The sequence below is a fragment of the Pseudomonas sp. 1152_12 genome (assembly GCF_052850675.1).
The window spans coordinates 304,541-322,268 of sequence record NZ_VXCW01000007.1 but is presented as its reverse complement, the minus strand read 5'-3'; the positions used below and the strand labels follow the sequence as shown (position 1 = coordinate 322,268).

Annotated in this window: 12 protein-coding genes and 4 pseudogenes; 10 read left to right on the top strand and 6 right to left on the bottom strand. The window is 59.9% G+C overall.

Annotation, left to right across the window (positions count from 1 at the left end; all coding sequences use genetic code 11):
- Positions 1-87: 87 nt before the first annotated feature.
- Entirely contained in the window at positions 88-1,506 is a 1,419-nt protein-coding gene (locus FW764_RS16000; protein WP_446434728.1) for a short-chain fatty acid transporter, read from the bottom strand.
- Between the two features lie 186 nt (positions 1,507-1,692).
- On the opposite strand from FW764_RS16000, the gene FW764_RS15995 reads away from it, so the two are divergent.
- Positions 1,693-2,982 carry an MFS transporter gene (locus tag FW764_RS15995; RefSeq protein WP_446434727.1) on the top strand — a complete coding sequence of 430 codons (1,290 nt, stop codon included), beginning with the start codon at positions 1,693-1,695 and terminating at the stop codon, positions 2,980-2,982.
- 3 nt (positions 2,983-2,985) lie between these two features.
- On the opposite strand, the gene FW764_RS15990 is transcribed toward FW764_RS15995, so the two are convergent.
- Positions 2,986-4,356 carry a GntT/GntP/DsdX family permease gene (locus FW764_RS15990; RefSeq protein WP_446434726.1) on the bottom strand — a complete coding sequence of 457 codons (1,371 nt, stop codon included), beginning with the start codon at positions 4,354-4,356 and terminating at the stop codon, positions 2,986-2,988.
- Between the two features lie 216 nt (positions 4,357-4,572).
- On the opposite strand from FW764_RS15990, the gene FW764_RS15985 reads away from it, so the two are divergent.
- The 4 genes from FW764_RS15985 (at position 4,573) to FW764_RS15970 (ending at position 11,107) form a co-directional block, all read left to right on the top strand.
- Complete coding sequence (locus FW764_RS15985) at positions 4,573-5,478, top strand: cation diffusion facilitator family transporter (RefSeq protein ID WP_446434725.1); 906 nt, start codon at positions 4,573-4,575, stop codon at positions 5,476-5,478.
- 109 nt (positions 5,479-5,587) lie between these two features.
- Positions 5,588-6,826: a TolC family protein gene (locus tag FW764_RS15980; RefSeq protein ID WP_446434724.1), complete on the top strand. Its 1,239-nt coding sequence runs from the start codon at positions 5,588-5,590 to the stop codon at positions 6,824-6,826.
- Between the two features lie 18 nt (positions 6,827-6,844).
- Positions 6,845-7,954, top strand: a complete 1,110-nt coding sequence (locus tag FW764_RS15975) for an efflux RND transporter periplasmic adaptor subunit (protein ID WP_446434723.1) — start codon at positions 6,845-6,847, stop codon at positions 7,952-7,954.
- Between the two features lie 18 nt (positions 7,955-7,972).
- Positions 7,973-11,107: a CusA/CzcA family heavy metal efflux RND transporter gene (locus FW764_RS15970; protein WP_446434722.1), complete on the top strand. Its 3,135-nt coding sequence runs from the start codon at positions 7,973-7,975 to the stop codon at positions 11,105-11,107.
- A 122-nt stretch (positions 11,108-11,229) separates the two neighbouring features.
- On the opposite strand, the gene FW764_RS15965 is transcribed toward FW764_RS15970, so the two are convergent.
- The 3 genes from FW764_RS15965 to FW764_RS15955 form a co-directional block, all read right to left on the bottom strand.
- A complete protein-coding gene (locus FW764_RS15965) occupies positions 11,230-12,615 on the bottom strand; it encodes a heavy metal sensor histidine kinase (RefSeq protein ID WP_446434721.1) in 1,386 nt (461 codons plus the stop codon).
- The gene (locus tag FW764_RS15960; RefSeq protein ID WP_446434720.1) at positions 12,612-13,286 is read right to left on the bottom strand and encodes a heavy metal response regulator transcription factor; all 675 of its coding nucleotides are present in this window, start codon (positions 13,284-13,286) and stop codon (positions 12,612-12,614) included. The genes FW764_RS15965 and FW764_RS15960 overlap by 4 nt, the downstream gene beginning before the upstream one ends.
- A 357-nt stretch (positions 13,287-13,643) precedes the next feature.
- Positions 13,644-14,963, bottom strand: a complete 1,320-nt coding sequence (locus FW764_RS15955) for an OprD family porin (RefSeq protein ID WP_446434719.1) — start codon at positions 14,961-14,963, stop codon at positions 13,644-13,646.
- Between the two features lie 226 nt (positions 14,964-15,189).
- Here FW764_RS15955 and FW764_RS15950 point away from each other — a divergent pair, with 226 nt between their 5' ends.
- The 4 genes and pseudogenes from FW764_RS15950 to FW764_RS15935 all read left to right on the top strand — a co-directional run.
- Entirely contained in the window at positions 15,190-15,522 is a 333-nt protein-coding gene (locus FW764_RS15950; protein WP_446434718.1) for a DUF2790 domain-containing protein, read from the top strand.
- Positions 15,523-15,584: 62 nt separating this feature from the next.
- Positions 15,585-16,403, top strand: a pseudogene (locus FW764_RS15945) (PAS domain-containing protein); the annotation flags it as partial.
- Positions 16,404-16,511: 108 nt separating this feature from the next.
- Entirely contained in the window at positions 16,512-16,943 is a 432-nt protein-coding gene (locus tag FW764_RS15940; RefSeq protein WP_408003456.1) for a methyl-accepting chemotaxis protein, read from the top strand.
- A 50-nt stretch (positions 16,944-16,993) separates the two neighbouring features.
- A pseudogene (locus tag FW764_RS15935) lies at positions 16,994-17,221 on the top strand (flavin reductase family protein); the annotation flags it as partial.
- 7 nt (positions 17,222-17,228) lie between these two features.
- Here FW764_RS15935 and FW764_RS15930 read toward each other — a convergent pair.
- Positions 17,229-17,450: pseudogene (locus FW764_RS15930) on the bottom strand (LysR family transcriptional regulator); the annotation flags it as partial.
- Here FW764_RS15930 and FW764_RS15925 point away from each other — a divergent pair.
- A pseudogene (locus FW764_RS15925) lies at positions 17,450-17,683 on the top strand (MFS transporter); the annotation flags it as partial. The pseudogenes FW764_RS15930 and FW764_RS15925 overlap by 1 nt on opposite strands.
- Positions 17,684-17,728 lie beyond the last annotated feature (45 nt).

Here is a 17,728-nt window from a genome sequence, read left to right as displayed (position 1 = left end):
TATCAGTAACCCTGCGATATGAATTCAATAGTCAAGGAGCGAATACCTATTGTGGGAGCGAGCAAGCCCACTCCCACACTGACCGCATCAGGGCATGACGGGCGGCAAATACTTCAATGTCGTCCCCAGCGCCCATAGCAGGAACAGCACCAGCGGCGTGTGCACCAGCAACTGCACAAACGAAAACCCGATCAAGTCCCGGGCCTTTAGCCCCAACACACCGAGCAGCGGCAGCATATAGAACGGGTTGATCAGGTTTGGCAGCGCTTCAGCTGCGTTGTAGATCTGCACCGCCCAGCCCAGGTGATATTGCAGGTCAGTGGCGACTTGCATCACGTAAGGCGCTTCGATGATCCACTTGCCGCCGCCCGACGGGATAAAGAAGCCCAGCACCGCCGAGTACACGCCCATCAACAGCGCATAAGTGTCGTGGGAGGCGATGGAGGTGAAGAAGGTCGAGATATGGTGCGCCAGGGTTTGGCCGTCGCCGCCCTTGACCACGGTCATCAGTGCCGCGATGGAGCCGTACAGCGGAAACTGGATCAGCACGCCGGTGGTGGTCGGCACCGCACGCGCCACCGCATCGAGGAAGCTGCGTGGGCGCCAGTGCAGTAGCGCACCGACCATGATGAACAGGAAGTTGTAGGTGTTCAGCCCCGAGATAGCGCTAATTGCTGGCTTGGTCGAAAATTCATGAAACAGCCAGCCGGCCGCCAGCAGCGCCAGCAAAATGGTCAGCAGCGGGCTGTGTTCCAGCCATTCGCCCGGGCGGGTTGGCGCTTGAATTTTGGGCAGGTTGAAGGCCGGGTCGACGCCGCATGCTTTTGCATCACGGGCGCTGTTCGGGCCGGGCGCGGTGGCGTAGGCGATGATCAACGACACCACGATCAGCGCCAGCAGCATCACCCCGGATTGCCATAGGAAGATGGTCTCGGTGAACGGAATCACCCCAGTAATCGACAGAATCGACGGCGGTAAGCTGGCCGGGTTGGCCTGCAATTGCGCGGCCGACGACGACAGCCCCAGCGCCCACACCGCGCCCAGGCCCAAGTAGGCGGCAGCACCTGCCGCGCGGTAATCCATGCGTAAATCCGTGCGCCGGGCCAGTGCGCGCACCAGCAAACCGCCAAACACCAAGGACAAGCCCCAGTTGAGCAGGGAGGCAACCATCGAGATCAACGCCACCCAGGCCACGGCCGAGCGGCCGTTCTTCGGGATACGCGCCAGGCGGTCGATCAGTTTCACCGCTGGCGGTGAGCTGGCCACCACATAACCGCCGATCACAACAAAGGCCATCTGCATCGTGAATGGGATCAGGCTCCAGAACCCATCACCAAAGGCTTTGGCGGCTTCGGTCGGCGCGGCGCCCATGCCCAGGGTCGCCACGGCGACGATGATCACCGCAAGGGCGGCAAACACCCAGGAGTCAGGAAACCAGCGTTCGGCGAAATTGGAACAACGCAGGGCAAATCGGGCATAGCGGCTTTCTTCGATAGCATCGGCCACGAGTCTTTCCTCTTGTATTTATTATGGTGTTGGCAGTTTTTACGGCATGTTCCGCTACGGCCATTGATATGGGAATGCAGTTATCTTCATCGATCCATGAGGAAAACAAATATATCTGTCGTGATTGCCATCATTGGGTTCAGCTCATAACCTGCACGCCATTTTGTTTGTCTGCCGAGCCTCCACATGACTGCCACCTTTTCTCCACAGGCGCAGCGTTTTTCCCGCTCCGACTACAAAACCCTGGGCCTGGCAGCCCTCGGCGGCGCCCTGGAAATCTACGACTTCATCATCTTCGTATTCTTTGCGCTGACCCTCAGCCAACTGTTTTTCCCGCCGGAGATGCCCGAGTGGCTGCGCCTGCTGCAAAGCTTCGGCATCTTCGTCACCGGCTACCTGGCGCGCCCGCTGGGCGGCATCTTGATGGCGCACTTCGCCGATCACCTGGGGCGCAAGCGCGTGTTCAGCCTGAGCATCCTGATGATGGCCTTGCCCTGCTTACTGATCGGGATCATGCCGACCTACGCGCAAATCGGTTATTTCGCCCCTTTGATCCTGCTGGTGCTGCGGGTGCTGCAAGGTGCAGCAGTGGGCGGCGAGGTGCCCAGCGCCTGGACCTTCGTCGCCGAACACGCGCCAATCCAGCATCGTGGCTATGCCTTGGGCTTCCTGCAGGCCGGTCTGACCTTCGGCTACCTGCTCGGCGCGCTGACTGCCACACTGCTGGCGCACGTTTTCACCCCCGCTGAAATCCTCGATTACGCCTGGCGCTTCCCATTCCTGCTCGGTGGCGTGTTCGGCGTGATCGGCGTGTGGCTGCGCCGCTGGCTCAACGAAACCCCGGTGTTCCTCGAAATGCAGGCGCGCCGCCAGGCCGCTGCCGAACTGCCACTGCGCGCCGTGCTGCGCGACCATCGCGCCGTGTTGCTGCCGGCGATGATCCTCACCTGCGTGCTCACCTCGGCGGTGGTGGTGCTGGTGGTCATCACCCCAACCATGATGCAAAAAACCTTCGGCATGAGCCCCAGCCACACCTTCGCCTTGAGTGCATTGGGCATCGTCTTTCTGAATATCGGCTGTGTCCTGGCCGGCCTGTTGGTGGACCGCATCGGCGCCTGGCTCGCGGTGCTGGTTTACAGCCTGTTGCTGCCGGTGGGCATTGCGGTGTTGTACGCCAGCCTGATCAACGGCGGCGTGTGGCTGGGCGCGGCGTATGCCGTGGCGGGCTTGAGTTGCGGAGTTGTGGGCGCGGTGCCTTCGGTGATGGTCGGCCTGTTCCCGGCGCAGGTGAGGGTGTCGGGGATTTCCTTCACCTACAACATCGCTTACGCGCTGTGGGCGAGTACCACGCCGCTGTTGTTGATTGCGTTGATGCCGACGAGCCCGTGGATCTGCGTGGGTTATTGCGTGGTGATGGGCGCTGTCGGGGTGGCGAGTGTGGCGCTGTTCGGCAAGCGCCACACGCTGGCTACCTGAGGTTCAAGTCAGAAAGTGCCACAGCACCAGCGTACCCACCAAGCCGACGACGGAAACGATGGTCTGCAACACCGACCACACCCAGATCGTCTGCTTCAGTTGCAAGCCAAAGTACTCACGCACCATCCAGAACCCGGCGTCGTTGACGTGGCAAAAGAACACCGAGCCGGCGCCAATCGCCAGCGCCACCAATGAACTCTGGGTCGCTGCCAAACCCGCCATCATCGGCGCGAGAATGCCCGCCGTGGTGGTGGTGGCGACGGTCGCCGAGCCGGTGGCTTGGCGCAGGGCCACGGCAATCAACCAAGCCAGCAGCAGGTACGGCATGTGTGCGCCTTCGGCGACCTTGCTGATGGTCTGGCTGACGCCGGCGTCCAATAAAGTTTGCTTGAGGCCGCCACCGGCGCCGATGGTCAGCAGCAGCACGGCGATGGGGGCGAGGGCTCTGCGCAGGGTGTTGCCAACGTCGGCGCGCGGCATGCCGGCGGCCCAGCCCAGGCAGATCACGGCGGCGATAACGGCCAGGCCGAGGGCGATCAGTGGCTCACCGAGGAATTTCAAGGTCAAAGCCACTGGGTTTTCCGGTGACATGGCGACTTTGGCCAAGGTGCTGCCGAGCATCAAAATCACCGGCAACAAAATGATCAGCAACGACACGCCAAAACTTGGCTGGCGCGGCGCCTTGGGCGGCGCGCTGAACAACGCGCCGATGTCGGCCGGTTCAGCCACGTGCATGCGCTTGGACAGCCAGTTGCCGTAGAGCGGGCCCGCGAGGATGACCGCCGGCACAGCCAGGCAGAAACCCAGCAACATGGTCAGGCCCAGGTCGGCGTGCAACGCGCTCACTGCAATCAGCGGCCCAGGATGCGGTGGCATCAGGGCGTGCAGGGTGGTCATGCCTGCCAACGCTGGAATGGCGATTTTCAGCAGCGGCTGGTTCGAGCGTTTGGCCATGACGAAGATGATCGGCACCATCATGACCAGGCCGACTTCGAAGAACAGCGGCAGGCCAATCACCATCGCCACCAGCGCCATTACCCACGGCAGCGACTTGCCTTTACCCAGCCCGAGCAAGGTGGTGGCGATACGGTCGGCCGCCCCGGATTCGGCCATCAGCGCACCGAGCATCGAGCCCAGCGCAATGATAATCCCCGCTTCACCGAGGATCGCCCCAGCGCCTTTGCTGAACGCCTTGGCAACTTCTTCCGGTGGCAACCCGGCACCGACACCGGCGATAAACGTGCCGATCAGAATCGACAGGAAGGGCGGCAGCTTGGTCGCGCTGATCAACACAATGATGCTGGCGATGGCCAGTAAGACGCAAAGCATGAGGCGGGTGTCGTGAACCATCCACGCAGCAGTCGATAACTCCAAGGCGGGACTCCTTATCGAACAGGTTGGCTAATGTATTTCTATTTGTTTCCTTCTCGAAAAGCATACCTGATACAAGTGTTCCAGCGCGTTCATGGGCGATTTTGGTGCGGGTCATGTAACGGTGAGCTGTCACGCGGATGACAAATTTGCAACCCGTGCGCGGGGATTTCGCCTACAGCGCTATGATCAACGGATTAAACCTTTTGAGGCCCTTTCATGAGCGCAGGACATAACCACGGCCAAGTACGCGCCGGCCACGAGCGGCTTTTATGGATCGCCCTCGGTCTGACCAGCAGTTTCATGATTGCCGAGGTGATCGGTGCGTTTATCACCGGCAGCCTGGCGCTGTTATCCGATGCCGCGCACATGATGACCGACGCCTTGGCACTGGCGATTTCCCTCGTGGCCATCCAGGTCGCCAAGCGCGCGGCGGACCGCAAGCGCACCTTTGGCTATGCACGTTTCGAAATCCTGGCGGCGGCGTTCAATGCGCTGCTGCTGTTCGGCGTCGCGTTTTACATTTTGTATGAGGCTTATCAACGCTTGCAGGCACCGGCTGAAATCCAGTCCACCGGCATGTTGGTGATTGCCGTGCTGGGGCTGATCGTCAACTTGATCTGCATGAAGCTGCTCAGCGCCGCCAGCGGTGAAAGCTTGAATGTGAAGGGCGCTTACCTGGAGGTCTGGAGCGACATGCTTGGCTCTATCGGCGTGATCATCGCAGCGTTGGTGATCATGTTTACCGGTTGGGGCTGGATCGACTCCGTGGTCGCGGCGGCTATTGGTTTCTGGGTGTTGCCGCGCACCTGGACCCTGCTTAAGGAGAGCATGAACGTGCTGCTGCAAGGCGTGCCGGACGGCATTGATATCGATCAGGTCGAGCAGGCCATTCGCAGCGTACCAGGGGTCAAGGACGTGCACGACTTGCACATTTGGGCCCTCACCAGTGGCAAAAATGTGTTGAGTTCTCACTTGGTGGCGAACTCGGCGCTCGGCACCGAGCAGCAGATCCTCACGCTTGTGACGGAAATGCTGCACGAACAATTCGATATTTCCCACGTCACCTTGCAGGTTGAAGGCGAAGGGTTTCATCACGACGAACATGACGACCTGCACGCCTGATCCTCGCTAACGGATTTGTAATGTTCTACCCACCGCCCTGATAAGTACCGAAAGCTACATTGCCCCCGCTGGGAGATCTCAGCGACTTCATGGGCGTGGAACTTTCGTTATGGCACTTTCCGTTAGAACACTGTTGGCTGTTAAAACATTTCTGGGCGCAGCAGCGTTTTGGGTGGCCGTAAGCGTTGCCCAGGCGCAAACCCTCACGCTCGATGCAGCCCTGCAAACCGCCTTCGCCAACAACCCCGACCTGGCGGCTGCGCAATGGGAAATCGACATTGCCCAAGCCGCTCGCCAACAGGCCGGCTTGATCCCCAACCCGGTGGCCTCCTGGGATGCCGAGGACACGCGCCGCAACACGCGCACCACCACGATTAAACTCAGCCAAACCCTGGAACTGGGCGGTAAGCGCGGTGCGCGGATTGATGTGGCCACGCGCGCGCAGGATGCCGCCGCGCTGACCTTGGAGCAACGTCGCAACGGCCTGCGTGCCGATGTGATCGACAGTTACTACGCGGCCCTGCGTGCCCAAGAGCGCCTCGACCTGGCGCAACGCTCGATGGCGTTGGCCCAGCGCGGCCTGGTGGTTGCCAACGGCCGCGTCACCGCCGGCAAATCATCGCCGGTGGAAGCTACCCGCGCACAGGTGCAGTTATCCGAGATCCGCCTGGAGTTGAACCGCGCGCGGGTCGGCCTCAGCGATGCCTATCGCCGCCTTGCCGCCAGCACCGGCAGCACTACGCCCGACTTCCAGGCCGTGGCCACTCAGGGCCAGTCCGCACCACCCTTGCCGGCCTCCGCACAACTGCTGGCGCGGCTTGAGCAAACCACCGAACTGCGCCTGGCCGACATGCAAATTATCCAGAGCGAAGCCAGCGTGGGCCTGGAAAAAGCCCTGCGCATTCCCGACCTTGATGTGTCCATCGGTAGCCAGTACGACGCCAGCGTGCGCGAGCGGGTGAACCTGGTGGGCGTGTCGATGCCGATCCCGCTGTTCAACCGCAACCAAGGCAACGTGCTCGCCGCCAGCCGCCGCGCCGATCAAGCCCGCGACCTGCGCAACGCCGTCGAACTGCGCCTGCGTACCGAAACCCGCCAGGCCCTGGACCTGTGGCAAACCGCCAACACAGAAGTGCGCACGTTCAACCAACAAATCCTGCCCGCCGCCCAAAGCGCGGTGGACAGTGCCACTCGCGGTTTCGAGATGGGCAAATTCAACTTCCTCGACGTGCTCGACGCCCAGCGCACCTTGATCGCAGCCCGCACCCAATACCTCACGGCGACCGCCCAAGCGACCGACGCTTGGGTACGCATCGAACGGATTTACGGCGACCTCGCCCAGTTTTGATTTTTTCTGGAGTCTTTTATGAAGCATAAACACGGTGTGGCGCTTGCCATCGCCTTGGGCCTGATGCTGTCTGGTTTTGCACATGCCGATGAGGAAGAAGAAGGCAAACTCGAACTCACCGAGCAGCAGATACTGGCCGCGGGTATCCAGCTCGCCAAGGCCCAACCCCGCGCGATCAGCACCCTACTGACGCTGCCGGGAGAAGTGCGTTTTGACGAGGATCGGACCTCGCACATCGTTCCGCGTGCGGCTGGTGTGGTGGAGGAGGTCAAGGTCAACCTCGGCCAGTCGGTGAAGAAAGGCGAGCTGTTGGCGGTGATCTCCAGCCAGCAGATTTCTGATCAGCGCAGCGAACTGGCGGCCAGTGAGCGCCGGGTCGAACTGGCGCGCACCACCTTCCAGCGCGAGCGTCAACTGTGGAAGGACGAGATTTCCGCCGAGCAGGATTACCTGCTGGCGCGCCAGACCTTGCAGGAAGCGGAGATCGCCCTGAACAACGCTCGTCAGAAGATGACCGCACTCAGCGGCAGCGCAGTACGGGTCGGAGGTAATCGCTATGAACTGCGCGCGCCGTTTGCTGGCGTAGTGGTAGAGAAGCACTTGGGCGTTGGTGAAGTGGTCGGCGAAACCAGCAACGCTTTCACGCTTTCGGATTTGTCCCAGGTGTGGGTCACCTTCGGCGTGTTTCCCAAGGACTTGAACAAAGTGCGCGTGGGTAAGCCGGTGAAAGTCAGCTCCACGGAAATGGGCACTGAAGTGCAGGGTACGGTGGCGTACGTCGGTAACCTGCTCGGCGAGCAGACGCGTACCGCCACCGTGCGCGTGACCGTGCCCAACCCCGATGACGCCTGGCGCCCAGGGCTGTTTGTCACCGTGCAATTGGCCACCGACACCTACCAGGCCAAGGTTACCGTACCGCAAACCGCGATTCAGACCGTGGAGGACAAACCTTCAGTGTTCGTGCGTACTGCGGACGGTTTCATCACACGCCACCTTGAGCTGGGCGTGAGTGAAAACGGCTACGTCGAAGTGCGTCAGGGCCTCGAGGCCGGGGCGCAGGTGGCCACCGAAGGCAGTTTCATCCTCAAGTCCGAACTGGGTAAAGGCTCGGCCGAGCACGCCCATTGATCCTGCGAGTGATTCCCCATGTTTGAGCGCCTTATCCAATTCGCCATCGAGCAGCGCATCATCGTGCTGCTGGCGGTGCTGTTGATGGCCGGTGTCGGCATCGCTAGCTATCAGAAGTTGCCCATCGACGCGGTGCCCGACATCACCAATGTGCAGGTGCAGATCAACTCGGCGGCAGCCGGATTTTCGCCGCTGGAAACCGAACAGCGCATTACCTTTCCGATCGAAACCGCCATGGCCGGGTTGCCCGGCTTGCAGCAGACGCGTTCGTTGTCGCGCTCCGGCTTATCCCAGGTCACGGTGATCTTCAAAGACGGCACCGACCTGTTCTTTGCCCGCCAATTGGTCAACGAGCGCCTGCAAGTAGCCCGCGAACAATTGCCCACCGGCATCGAAACGGCGATGGGGCCGATTTCCACCGGGCTTGGGGAAATTTTCCTATGGACCGTCGAAACTGAAGACGGCGCACTCAAGGACGATGGCACGCCTTACACGCCGACCGACTTGCGGGTGATTCAGGACTGGATCATCAAGCCGCAACTGCGCAACGTACCGGGTGTGGCCGAGATCAACACGATTGGCGGCTTTGCCAAGGAATACCAGATTGCTCCGGACCCAAAACGCCTGGCGGCCTACAACCTGACCCTGGCCGATTTGGTTACTTCGCTTGAGCGCAACAACGCTAACGTTGGCGCCGGTTATATCGAGCGCAGCGGCGAGCAGCTATTGATTCGCGCACCGGGGCAAGTGGCGTCTATCGATGACATTGCCAACATCGTCATCACCACGTCGGACGGGACGCCGATCCGCGTGCGCAATGTGGCGCAAGTCGAAATCGGCCGTGAGCTGCGTACTGGCGCCGCCACGGAAAATGGCCGTGAAGTGGTGCTGGGCACGGTGTTTATGTTGATCGGTGAAAACAGCCGTACCGTGTCCCAGGCGGTGGCGAAAAAACTTGAAGAGATCAACCGTTCACTGCCCCAGGGTGTGGTCGCCGTTACCGTCTACGACCGTACAAACCTGGTGGAAAAAGCCATTGCCACCGTGAAGAAAAACCTCTTCGAAGGTGCGCTACTGGTGGTCGCGGTGCTGTTCCTGTTCTTGGGCAATATCCGCGCGGCGTTGATTACCGCGATGGTGATCCCGCTGGCGATGCTGTTCACGTTTACCGGGATGTTCACTCACAAAGTCAGCGCCAACCTGATGAGTCTTGGCGCGTTGGACTTCGGCATTATTGTCGACGGCGCGGTGGTGATCGTCGAAAACGCCATCCGCCGACTGGCCCATGCGCAGCAGCGCCACGGGCGCCTGTTGACTCGCAGTGAGCGCCTGCACGAGGTATTCGCGGCTGCCAAGGAAGCGCGGCGAGCACTGATCTACGGGCAACTGATCATCATGGTCGTGTACCTGCCGATTTTCGCGCTCACCGGCGTGGCCGGGAAGATGTTCCATCCCATGGCGTTTACCGTAGTGATTGCGCTGCTCGGCGCGATGATTCTATCGGTAACCTTCGTGCCCGCCGCGATTGCGCTGTTCGTGACCGGCAAGGTCAAGGAAGAGGAAAACCTGGTAATGCGCACGGCGCGTCGGGTTTATGCGCCAGTGTTGGACGGGGTGATGAAGCGCCGTGCACTGGTGTTTGGTTTGGCGGTGTTGACCATCGTCGCCTCAGGGGCAGTGGCCAGCCGTATGGGCAGTGAATTTATCCCCAGCCTCAGCGAGGGCGACTTTGCCCAACAGGCGTTGCGCGTACCCGGCACCAGCCTGACGCAATCGGTGCAAATGCAGCAGCAACTGGAAAAAACCTTGATGGCGCAGGTGCCGGAAATCGAGCGGGTCTTTGCGCGCACCGGCACTGCGGAAATCGCTTCGGACCCTATGCCCCCGAATATTTCCGACAGCTATGTGATGCTCAAACCCAAGGAGCAATGGCCGGATCCGAAGAAGTCCCGCGAGGCACTGATCGAAGACATCCAGCGCGCCAGTGCGATTGTGCCGGGCAGTGCGTATGAACTGTCGCAACCGATCCAGCTGCGTTTCAACGAGCTGATTTCCGGGGTGCGCAGTGACGTGGCGGTGAAGGTATTTGGTGACGACATGGCGGTACTCAACAAGACCGCCGGGGAAATCGCCGAGACCTTGCAGAAACTTGAGGGCGCATCGGAAGTGAAGGTGGAGCAGACCTCCGGGCTGCCGGTGCTGACCATCAATATCGACCGCGACAAGGCCGCGCGTTTCGGCCTGAACGTGGGCGATGTGCAGGACACTATTGCTGTCGCTGTCGGTGGGCGCCAGGCCGGTACGTTGTATGAAGGTGACCGCCGCTTCGACATGGTTGTGCGTTTGTCTGACGCGTTGCGCACCGATATCGACGGCTTGTCGCGACTGTTGATTCCGGTGCCCGCGCTCGCCAGTAATGCTTCGGGGCAGTTGGGCTTTATCGCCTTGTCCCAGGTCGCCAGTTTGGATTTGGTACTCGGCCCGAACCAGATCAGCCGCGAGAATGGCAAGCGCCTGGTGATCGTCAGCGCCAACGTGCGCGGACGGGATATCGGTTCGTTTGTGGAAGAGGCCGAGACGGCGATCAGCACCCAGGTGAAGGTGCCGGCGGGTTACTGGACGACATGGGGCGGCCAGTTCGAACAATTGAAGGAAGCCTCCGAGCGTTTGCGCATCGTGGTGCCGGTGGCGTTGCTGTTAGTGTTCGGGCTGCTGTTCATGATGTTCAACAACCTCAAGGATGGCCTGCTGGTGTTTACTGGGATTCCGTTCGCGTTGACCGGTGGGATCATGGCGTTGTGGCTGCGCGATATTCCGTTGTCGATCTCGGCGGGCGTGGGCTTTATTGCGCTGTCGGGGGTGGCGGTGCTGAACGGGCTGGTGATGATTGCCTTCATTCGCAACCTGCGCGAGGAAGGGCGCTCATTGTCGGTGGCGATTAACGAAGGGGCATTGACGCGGTTGCGGCCGGTGTTGATGACCGCGTTGGTGGCATCCCTGGGGTTTATCCCGATGGCCTTGGCCACTGGCACCGGGGCCGAAGTACAACGTCCGTTGGCGACGGTGGTGATCGGCGGGATTATTTCTTCTACGTTGCTGACCTTGCTGGTGCTGCCGGCTTTGTATCAGTGGGCGCATCGCCAGGAGGAATGATGCGGGGGGAGCGGGCTTGCTGTATTGAATGGGCTTGCCGTGGCGAGCGGGTTTGTTGTGGTAAGTCCGCTCGTCACAACAGCCCCGCTTGTCACAACAGGAGGGCTGGCCCTAGAGGCGGCTTAGACCCGAGGAAACAACAGGCGAAACAAGGTAAAGCCACCGGGCAAGCTGCGCACATCGGCCTGACCTTGGTGCAGGGTCATGATCGACCGTACGATCGCCAGGCCCAGCCCGGTGCCACCTTCGGTGCGTGCGCGGCTGCTGTCGACACGGTAGAAGCGTTCGAACAGGTGCGGCAGGTGTTGCGCTTCAATCCCCGGGCCAGGGTTGCTGACAGACAACGATACGCTGTTGCCGTAAGCCTCCACCAGCAACGAGATATGCGCGCCTGATGGGCTATGGCGGATCGCATTGGACAGCAGGTTCGAGAGCGCACGTTGAATCATCAGGCGATCGCCGTGTACCTGGGCCTCGCCGCTGAGGGTCAGGGTCAGTTGTTTGTCTTCGGCACTCAGGGCGAACAAGTCCATCACTCGATGGGCCTCGTCCGCCAGCGATACTGCGGTAAACGAAGCCCGCGCTGCCGGGTGGCTGACCTGGGCCAGGAACAGCATGTCGCAGACGATGCGCGCCAGGCGCTCCAGCTCTTCGGTGCTGGATTCCAGCACCGCTTTGTATTCCTCTGGAGGGCGTTGGCGCGACAGCGTTACCTGGGCCTTGCCCATCAGGTTGGTCAGCGGCGCGCGTAATTCATGGGCGAGGTCATCGGAGAATTGCGAGAGCTGCTGCACACCGGCGTCCAGGCGGTTGAGCATCACGTTGAAACCTTGCGCCAACTCGCCCAGCTCGTGGGGCAGGTTGTCGACGGACAAGCGATGGGTCAGGTCCTGGGTGGTGACTTTGGCCGCCACATGGCTGAACTGCTTCAATGGCGCCAAACCACGCTGTACCAGCCACCAGGCCCCCATGCCGATCAGGATCAGCAACATGGGCAAGGCAATCACTGTGGCGCGCAGGTAGGCACTGAGCAACGCTTGGTCGTCCATGCGGTCCAGCGACAGTAACACGCGTACGCGCTCCCCGCTGGCCAGGCGCATCAGGCTGGAGGCGCTGAGTACTTGGTTGCCATTGTTGTCGGCCCAGTTGAGGTAACCGAGGGTTTCTCGTGGCGTAAACGCTGTCAGCAATGGTTCCTGCGGTTTGGCCCCAGCGCTCAATAGCACGCTGTCATCGGGGGCGGTGCCGACGATGGTCAGGTAGAAGTTGTCGTGACCGATCACCAGGTCCATCAGCGAATGCGGGCGGGCGCGGATACCGTTGGCGTTAAGGCCCTGAGACAGGCTGTGCTGAATCTGTTCCATTTTGCTTTCCAGGCCCTTGCGGGCCAATTTTTCCAGCTCGTGCGTCAACGCCACGTAAGCCAGGGTGGCTAGCAACAACACCAGGCCCGCGCCCATCAGGCTGACCGTCAGCCCCAGACGCATCGACAGACTGCTGGTTTTCATTGGCGCGCCTCCAGCACATAACCCACGCCACGAATGGTGTGGATAAGTTTGACCTCGCTCTGGTCATCGACCTTGGCGCGCAGGCGGCTGATGGAGACTTCCACAACGTTGGTGTCGCAGTCGAAATTCATGTCCCAGACCAGCGAGATAATCTGCGTACGCGTCAGCACTTCGCCGGTCTGGCGCATCAGTACCTGCAGCAACGCGAATTCCTTGGTGGTCAAGTCGATGCGGCGTGTGCCGCGGTAGGCGCGATGGCGGCGAGGGTCCAGTTCCAGGTCCAATACGCGGAATACGTCCGGCTGCGGGATATGCTCGCTACGGCGCAACAGCGTGCGCACGCGCGCCAGCAACTCGGGAAACTCGAAGGGTTTGACTAAGTAATCATCGGCGCCCATGTCCAGGCCTTTGATTTTGTCGGCCAGCCGGCCACGGGCGGTCAGCATCATCACGCGTTGGCTTCCGTTGCGGCGCAATTGCGCCAGTACTTCCCAGCCATCCTTGCCCGGCAGGTTGACGTCGAGGATGACCAACTCGTAGGCGTGCTGCGCGGCCAGGTGCAGGCCGTCAATGCCATTGGACGCGCAGTCGACCACATAGCCACTTTCATTCAGGCCTTGCTGCAGGTAGTCGGCGGTTTTTTGCTCGTCCTCAACTACAAGGATACGCATGGGGGTTTACCTTTTACTGGAAGAGAAGGGTTCCATTTCCTTATGGATGGGGTGTTTTGGGAGTAGGAAAATTCTGAAGTGTGAAGTAGCTTCAGGGTCAACTGCGACCATTGGCCGCAACTAAGTCGCTGCGCAAAAAAAAACGCCCCAAAGGGGCGTTAAAAATTCATCTCTTTCCAAAGGAGCTACAAAAAAGCTTCTGAGATGAATGTTGCTCGGTGCAAATAAGTTGAGGCGAGTATAGGAAGTTCAACTTAACGGGAAGCTGAGGCTAATATTACAGTTTTGATAATTATCAAATTGTGAGCAAATGTTAGTTAAAGGCGAACGAATGTAAGCGTGCGCGGTGATGATTGCTCAGAGTGCCAGCAGTGGGTATTCGGCAATCAAGCGAACCTCTTCCAAGTCCGACTCAAACGCACTGGAGCGTACGGTGGCTTGGCGCAAACGCAGCGACAAGTCCTTCAAACTGCCACTTTGCACCACATATTTGGCCTCGATATCACGCTCCCAGCGGCGTTGATTGGTCAGCGGGTTGCCTGCCGAGTCACGACGCATATACACCGCGTTGGCATTGCTGTAGTCGGCGCCGGTGCCTTTTGCGTAACGGGTCATGAATGACAGGCCGGGAATGCCGAACGCCTGCATATCCAGGTCGTAACGTGCCATCCACGAACGTTCTTTGGGCGAGTTGAAGTCGCTGTACTGGATCGAGTTGTTGAGGAAAATCGAATCCGATTGGCGCAGGTAATCGAAGTCGTCATCGCCATTGTTGCGCTGGTGCGATACGGCCACGCTGTGGGCGCCGACCTTTACCCCGAGCCGGGCGCTCCAGATGTTGTTATCAAATTTACCGAGCAGCTTTTTGCCTTCGTCTACGGCCTTGTAATAGTTGACGTCACCGAACAAAGACACGTCGTCGTTCAGTGGGTAACTGGCGGCGCTGCCGATGTAATACTGGTCCCAGGCGTCCTTCAAACGGCTGCTGTACAGGCTGACACTCAGGTGTTTGTTGACGGCGTAGTCACCGCCGAAATAGCCGATCCAAGGCGAGTCGACCTTGCCTGCATAGAACGTCGAAAAGCCTTTGTTCATGCCGCTTTCGCTTGGCTGGCTCATACCGCTCAGGCGTCCGCCCTGAAGGTTCAGGCCTTCAAAGCTGGTGTTGTGTGCGGTGACGCCGCGAAAACTTTCCGGTAATAACCGCGAGTCGCCGGCGGCCACCACCGGGGTGGCGGGGAATACATCGCCAGCCTTGATAACGGTATCCAGCACGCGAAATTTCGCTGCGCCGCCGAATTTACTGTAGCTGCTTTCAGGGTGATTATTGCTGTCCACCGGCAATACACCAAACGAGCCCTTGCCGCCGCTGCGGCCTGTGCCCGAGTCGAGTTTCAGGCCATACATGGCAAACGCTTCCAGGCCGAACCCAACAGTACCTTGGGTAAAACCGGATTCGAATTTGCCCACCAACCCCTGTGCCCAGGCCTCGGAATAGCCATTCCCGGTGGGGCTGGACTGGCCCTTGCGGTCATCTCGGTTGAAGTAAAAATTTCGCGCCAGCACGTTGACGCTGCTGCCTTCGATAAAACCTTCGGGCTTGTCCTCATCCGCCACGGCGGCCAGGGGCAGCGCAGCAATCAAGAAAAAGGGAAGAGTGTAGTAAGTAATGCTCATGTTTCGCTCCTTGGTGTTGGCAGTTTTCAGCTTCTTATAGAGGTGGGCGTTCTTATTGATCTGGCCCGGGCTGATAGTTGCAAACCGCGGATAACGAACGGGTGGCGTGAACATTACAATTCTGGAAACTTACGGCCACCTAACAGATAAGTAATGTTGCAGTGAACATGGCGACAGGCTTGGTTGATTAGTCTCGTTACTGAACTTTTCAAGCGAGGAACCTGTTATGAACTTTTATAAAATTGGCTTGGGTGTATTAACGGCAGTCTTGTCATTCGGTGCGCTGGCCGAAGGTGGGGGCGATCGCACCTTTGCCCTGATGATGGAGCGCAATGAGAAAGCCATGGCGGCCTACGCCGAAAGAAAGGGCAAGCCGGTGCCTGAGGTACAGGCCTACCGCTATGGCATGACGCTGGACATTGCCAAGGTGGTCAACGTCACACCGCCGATCCGCTCGTGCAATGCGGTGCCGTCGCGCATGACTTATGAAGACTCCAGCGGCAAGCTCAATACCCTTGAGTATCAAGTGATGGGCATCTGCCGACACAACGGCGGTTGATGGGGCCAAAAAACAGTTGGGAGCGGCGCAAAAAAACGCTTTAGAAAACGCCGGCAGCGCCGATGCAGGTGAGAATCCTCTCCCAATATGACCATCGGTGCCTCATGTTCAACACCCGTTTGAAGCAGGAGCTGTCGGCTCTTCGTGAAGAGTTGTCCAGCTTGCAGCAGGTCAAGGAGAGCCTGGAAAGCGAAATGCTGTGCCTGACGCTGGATGCTGAAGGCCGGGTGGCGTGGGCGAACGTCAACTTCCTGCGAGAACTGTCGTACCAAGCTACAAACATACTGGGGCGCCACATTGATGAGCTGGTGCCCGCCTATCTGCGTCAGGACGAATTTCAGCTGCGCTTCAAGAATGCCCTGATGCGCGGCGAACACTTCGCCGGCGCCGTACGCCTGATGCGTGGCAACGGCAAGGAGGCGTGGCTGCGCTCGATCCTGCAGCCGGTGCGCAACTCGGAAGGGCGCATCAAACATTTTTCGATTTTTTCCAGCGACCTCACTCGCACCATCGAGGCGTCGCGCGAGCACGAGAACCTGATGACCGCGCTGGTGCGTTCCACCGCGGTCATCGAGTTCGACCTCGGCGGGCATGTGCTCACCGCCAATGACCGATTCCTGAGCGGCATGGGCTACAGCCTGGCGCAAATCCAGGGCAAACATCACCGTATGTTCTGCGAGCCGCAGGAATACAACAGCCCGGAGTATCAGCACTTCTGGAAACGTTTGAATGCCGGTGAGATTGTTGCCGCGCGCTTCAAGCGGGTCGACAGCCATGGCCGTGTCGTGTGGTTGGAGGCGACCTACAACCCGGTGCTGGATGCCAATGAACGGTTGTACAAGGTGGTCAAGTTCGCCACGGTGATCACCGATCAAGTTAATCAAGAGCAAGCGGTGGCCGAGGCTGCCAACATCGCTTACAGCACCTCGCTGCAAACCGACAATAGCGCCCAACGCGGCACCGCTGTGGTGACGCAGGCGGTGGATGTAATGCGTGATCTGGCCAAGCACATGCAGCAGGCCGGTGATGGTATCGAGGCGCTGAATCAGCAATCACAAGTGATCGGCACCATCGTCAAGACCATCAGCGGCATTGCCGAGCAAACCAACCTGCTGGCGCTCAACGCGGCCATCGAAGCGGCGCGTGCCGGCGAGCAGGGCCGAGGCTTTGCGGTGGTGGCTGATGAAGTTCGTCAATTGGCCTCGCGTACCAGCAAGGCCACCGAGGAAATTGTCGGTGTGGTACGTCAGAACCAAGACATGGCCCGTGACGCCGTGTCCTTGATGACCGAGGGGCGCCTGCAAGCCGAGCAAGGTTTGGCGCTGGCCGCCGAGGCAGGCACGGTGATCGTGGAAATCCAGGACGGTGCGCAAAAAGTGGTTAGCGCGGTTGGGCAGTTCGCCAATCAGCTGTCGAGCTGACCCGCAGGGCTTGTGCTTGAGGTATCGTAGGTTTTTGTTGCTTGAAGAGCCTGGAAGGTTGTGTCGCCTGGCTGGAATGCCGCCTGCTGCCCGGGCCTCACAACCAATAGACCTACGATTTATTCCTCGGCGAAGTGGTCGCCGCCTTTGCCGATGAGCGTGTGTTCAGCGAAGGGCACTGGCACTTCGAGGGCCATGATGAGTTGCGCACCTTGCACCCTATCGCTGGCGGGAATTTCCTCAGCATCGGCGAGCCCATTGTTGGGCGCCAGCTGTAAGCATCACCAGCGCGCCGTCTACCAGTGCATCGCCAATATCAAAAATCAGCCGCCCTTCGACGCTCACATCCTGCACTTTGCCATCGATCATGAACTGCCAATCGACCATGCGCCCGCTGTGCAAATTGCGCACGGTGAGGCAGTTGTGGTGCTTGAGCTCGTCGACGTTTTGCGGGGTGCCGAAGCGCGCCAGGTAGGCAGGCGAGGCCACGGTGACCCAGCGCAACGGCAGCGGGGCTGGGCATTCGGCCGGGTGAGCAGGGCGTGGCGGCAGGCATGGCGTCCACCAGCCAGAAGATTGGCGGGGCGTTGGGCCTGGCAGTGCTGGTGTCGATGGCGAATGCCGGTGGGATCGAACTGGCGTTGTGGTGGAGCGCAGGGATTGCGTGGGTAGGTGCGCTGTTGGCGCTGCGCCTCAAGCACCATGTTCCAGCGTCGAACTCGATGTTGGAAACAATATAAATCAAAGGTGGGAGCTGGCTTGTCGGCGATGACATCAACGGGTTA

Bases quoted from the DNA above. Each gene is read 5' to 3' on its own strand.
- FW764_RS15950 (WP_446434718.1), top strand. From the start codon at position 15,190: ATGAACTTTTATAAAATTGGCTTGGGTGTATTAACGGCAGTCTTGTCA.
- FW764_RS15940 (WP_408003456.1), top strand. From the start codon at position 16,512: ATGCGTGATCTGGCCAAGCACATGCAGCAGGCCGGTGATGGTATCGAG.
- FW764_RS15995 (WP_446434727.1), top strand. From the start codon at position 1,693: ATGACTGCCACCTTTTCTCCACAGGCGCAGCGTTTTTCCCGCTCCGAC.
- FW764_RS15955 (WP_446434719.1), bottom strand. From the start codon at position 14,963: ATGAGCATTACTTACTACACTCTTCCCTTTTTCTTGATTGCTGCGCTG.
- FW764_RS15970 (WP_446434722.1), top strand. From the start codon at position 7,973: ATGTTTGAGCGCCTTATCCAATTCGCCATCGAGCAGCGCATCATCGTG.
- FW764_RS15980 (WP_446434724.1), top strand. From the start codon at position 5,588: ATGGCACTTTCCGTTAGAACACTGTTGGCTGTTAAAACATTTCTGGGC.
- FW764_RS15960 (WP_446434720.1), bottom strand. From the start codon at position 13,286: ATGCGTATCCTTGTAGTTGAGGACGAGCAAAAAACCGCCGACTACCTG.
- FW764_RS15965 (WP_446434721.1), bottom strand. From the start codon at position 12,615: ATGAAAACCAGCAGTCTGTCGATGCGTCTGGGGCTGACGGTCAGCCTG.
- FW764_RS15975 (WP_446434723.1), top strand. From the start codon at position 6,845: ATGAAGCATAAACACGGTGTGGCGCTTGCCATCGCCTTGGGCCTGATG.
- FW764_RS15985 (WP_446434725.1), top strand. From the start codon at position 4,573: ATGAGCGCAGGACATAACCACGGCCAAGTACGCGCCGGCCACGAGCGG.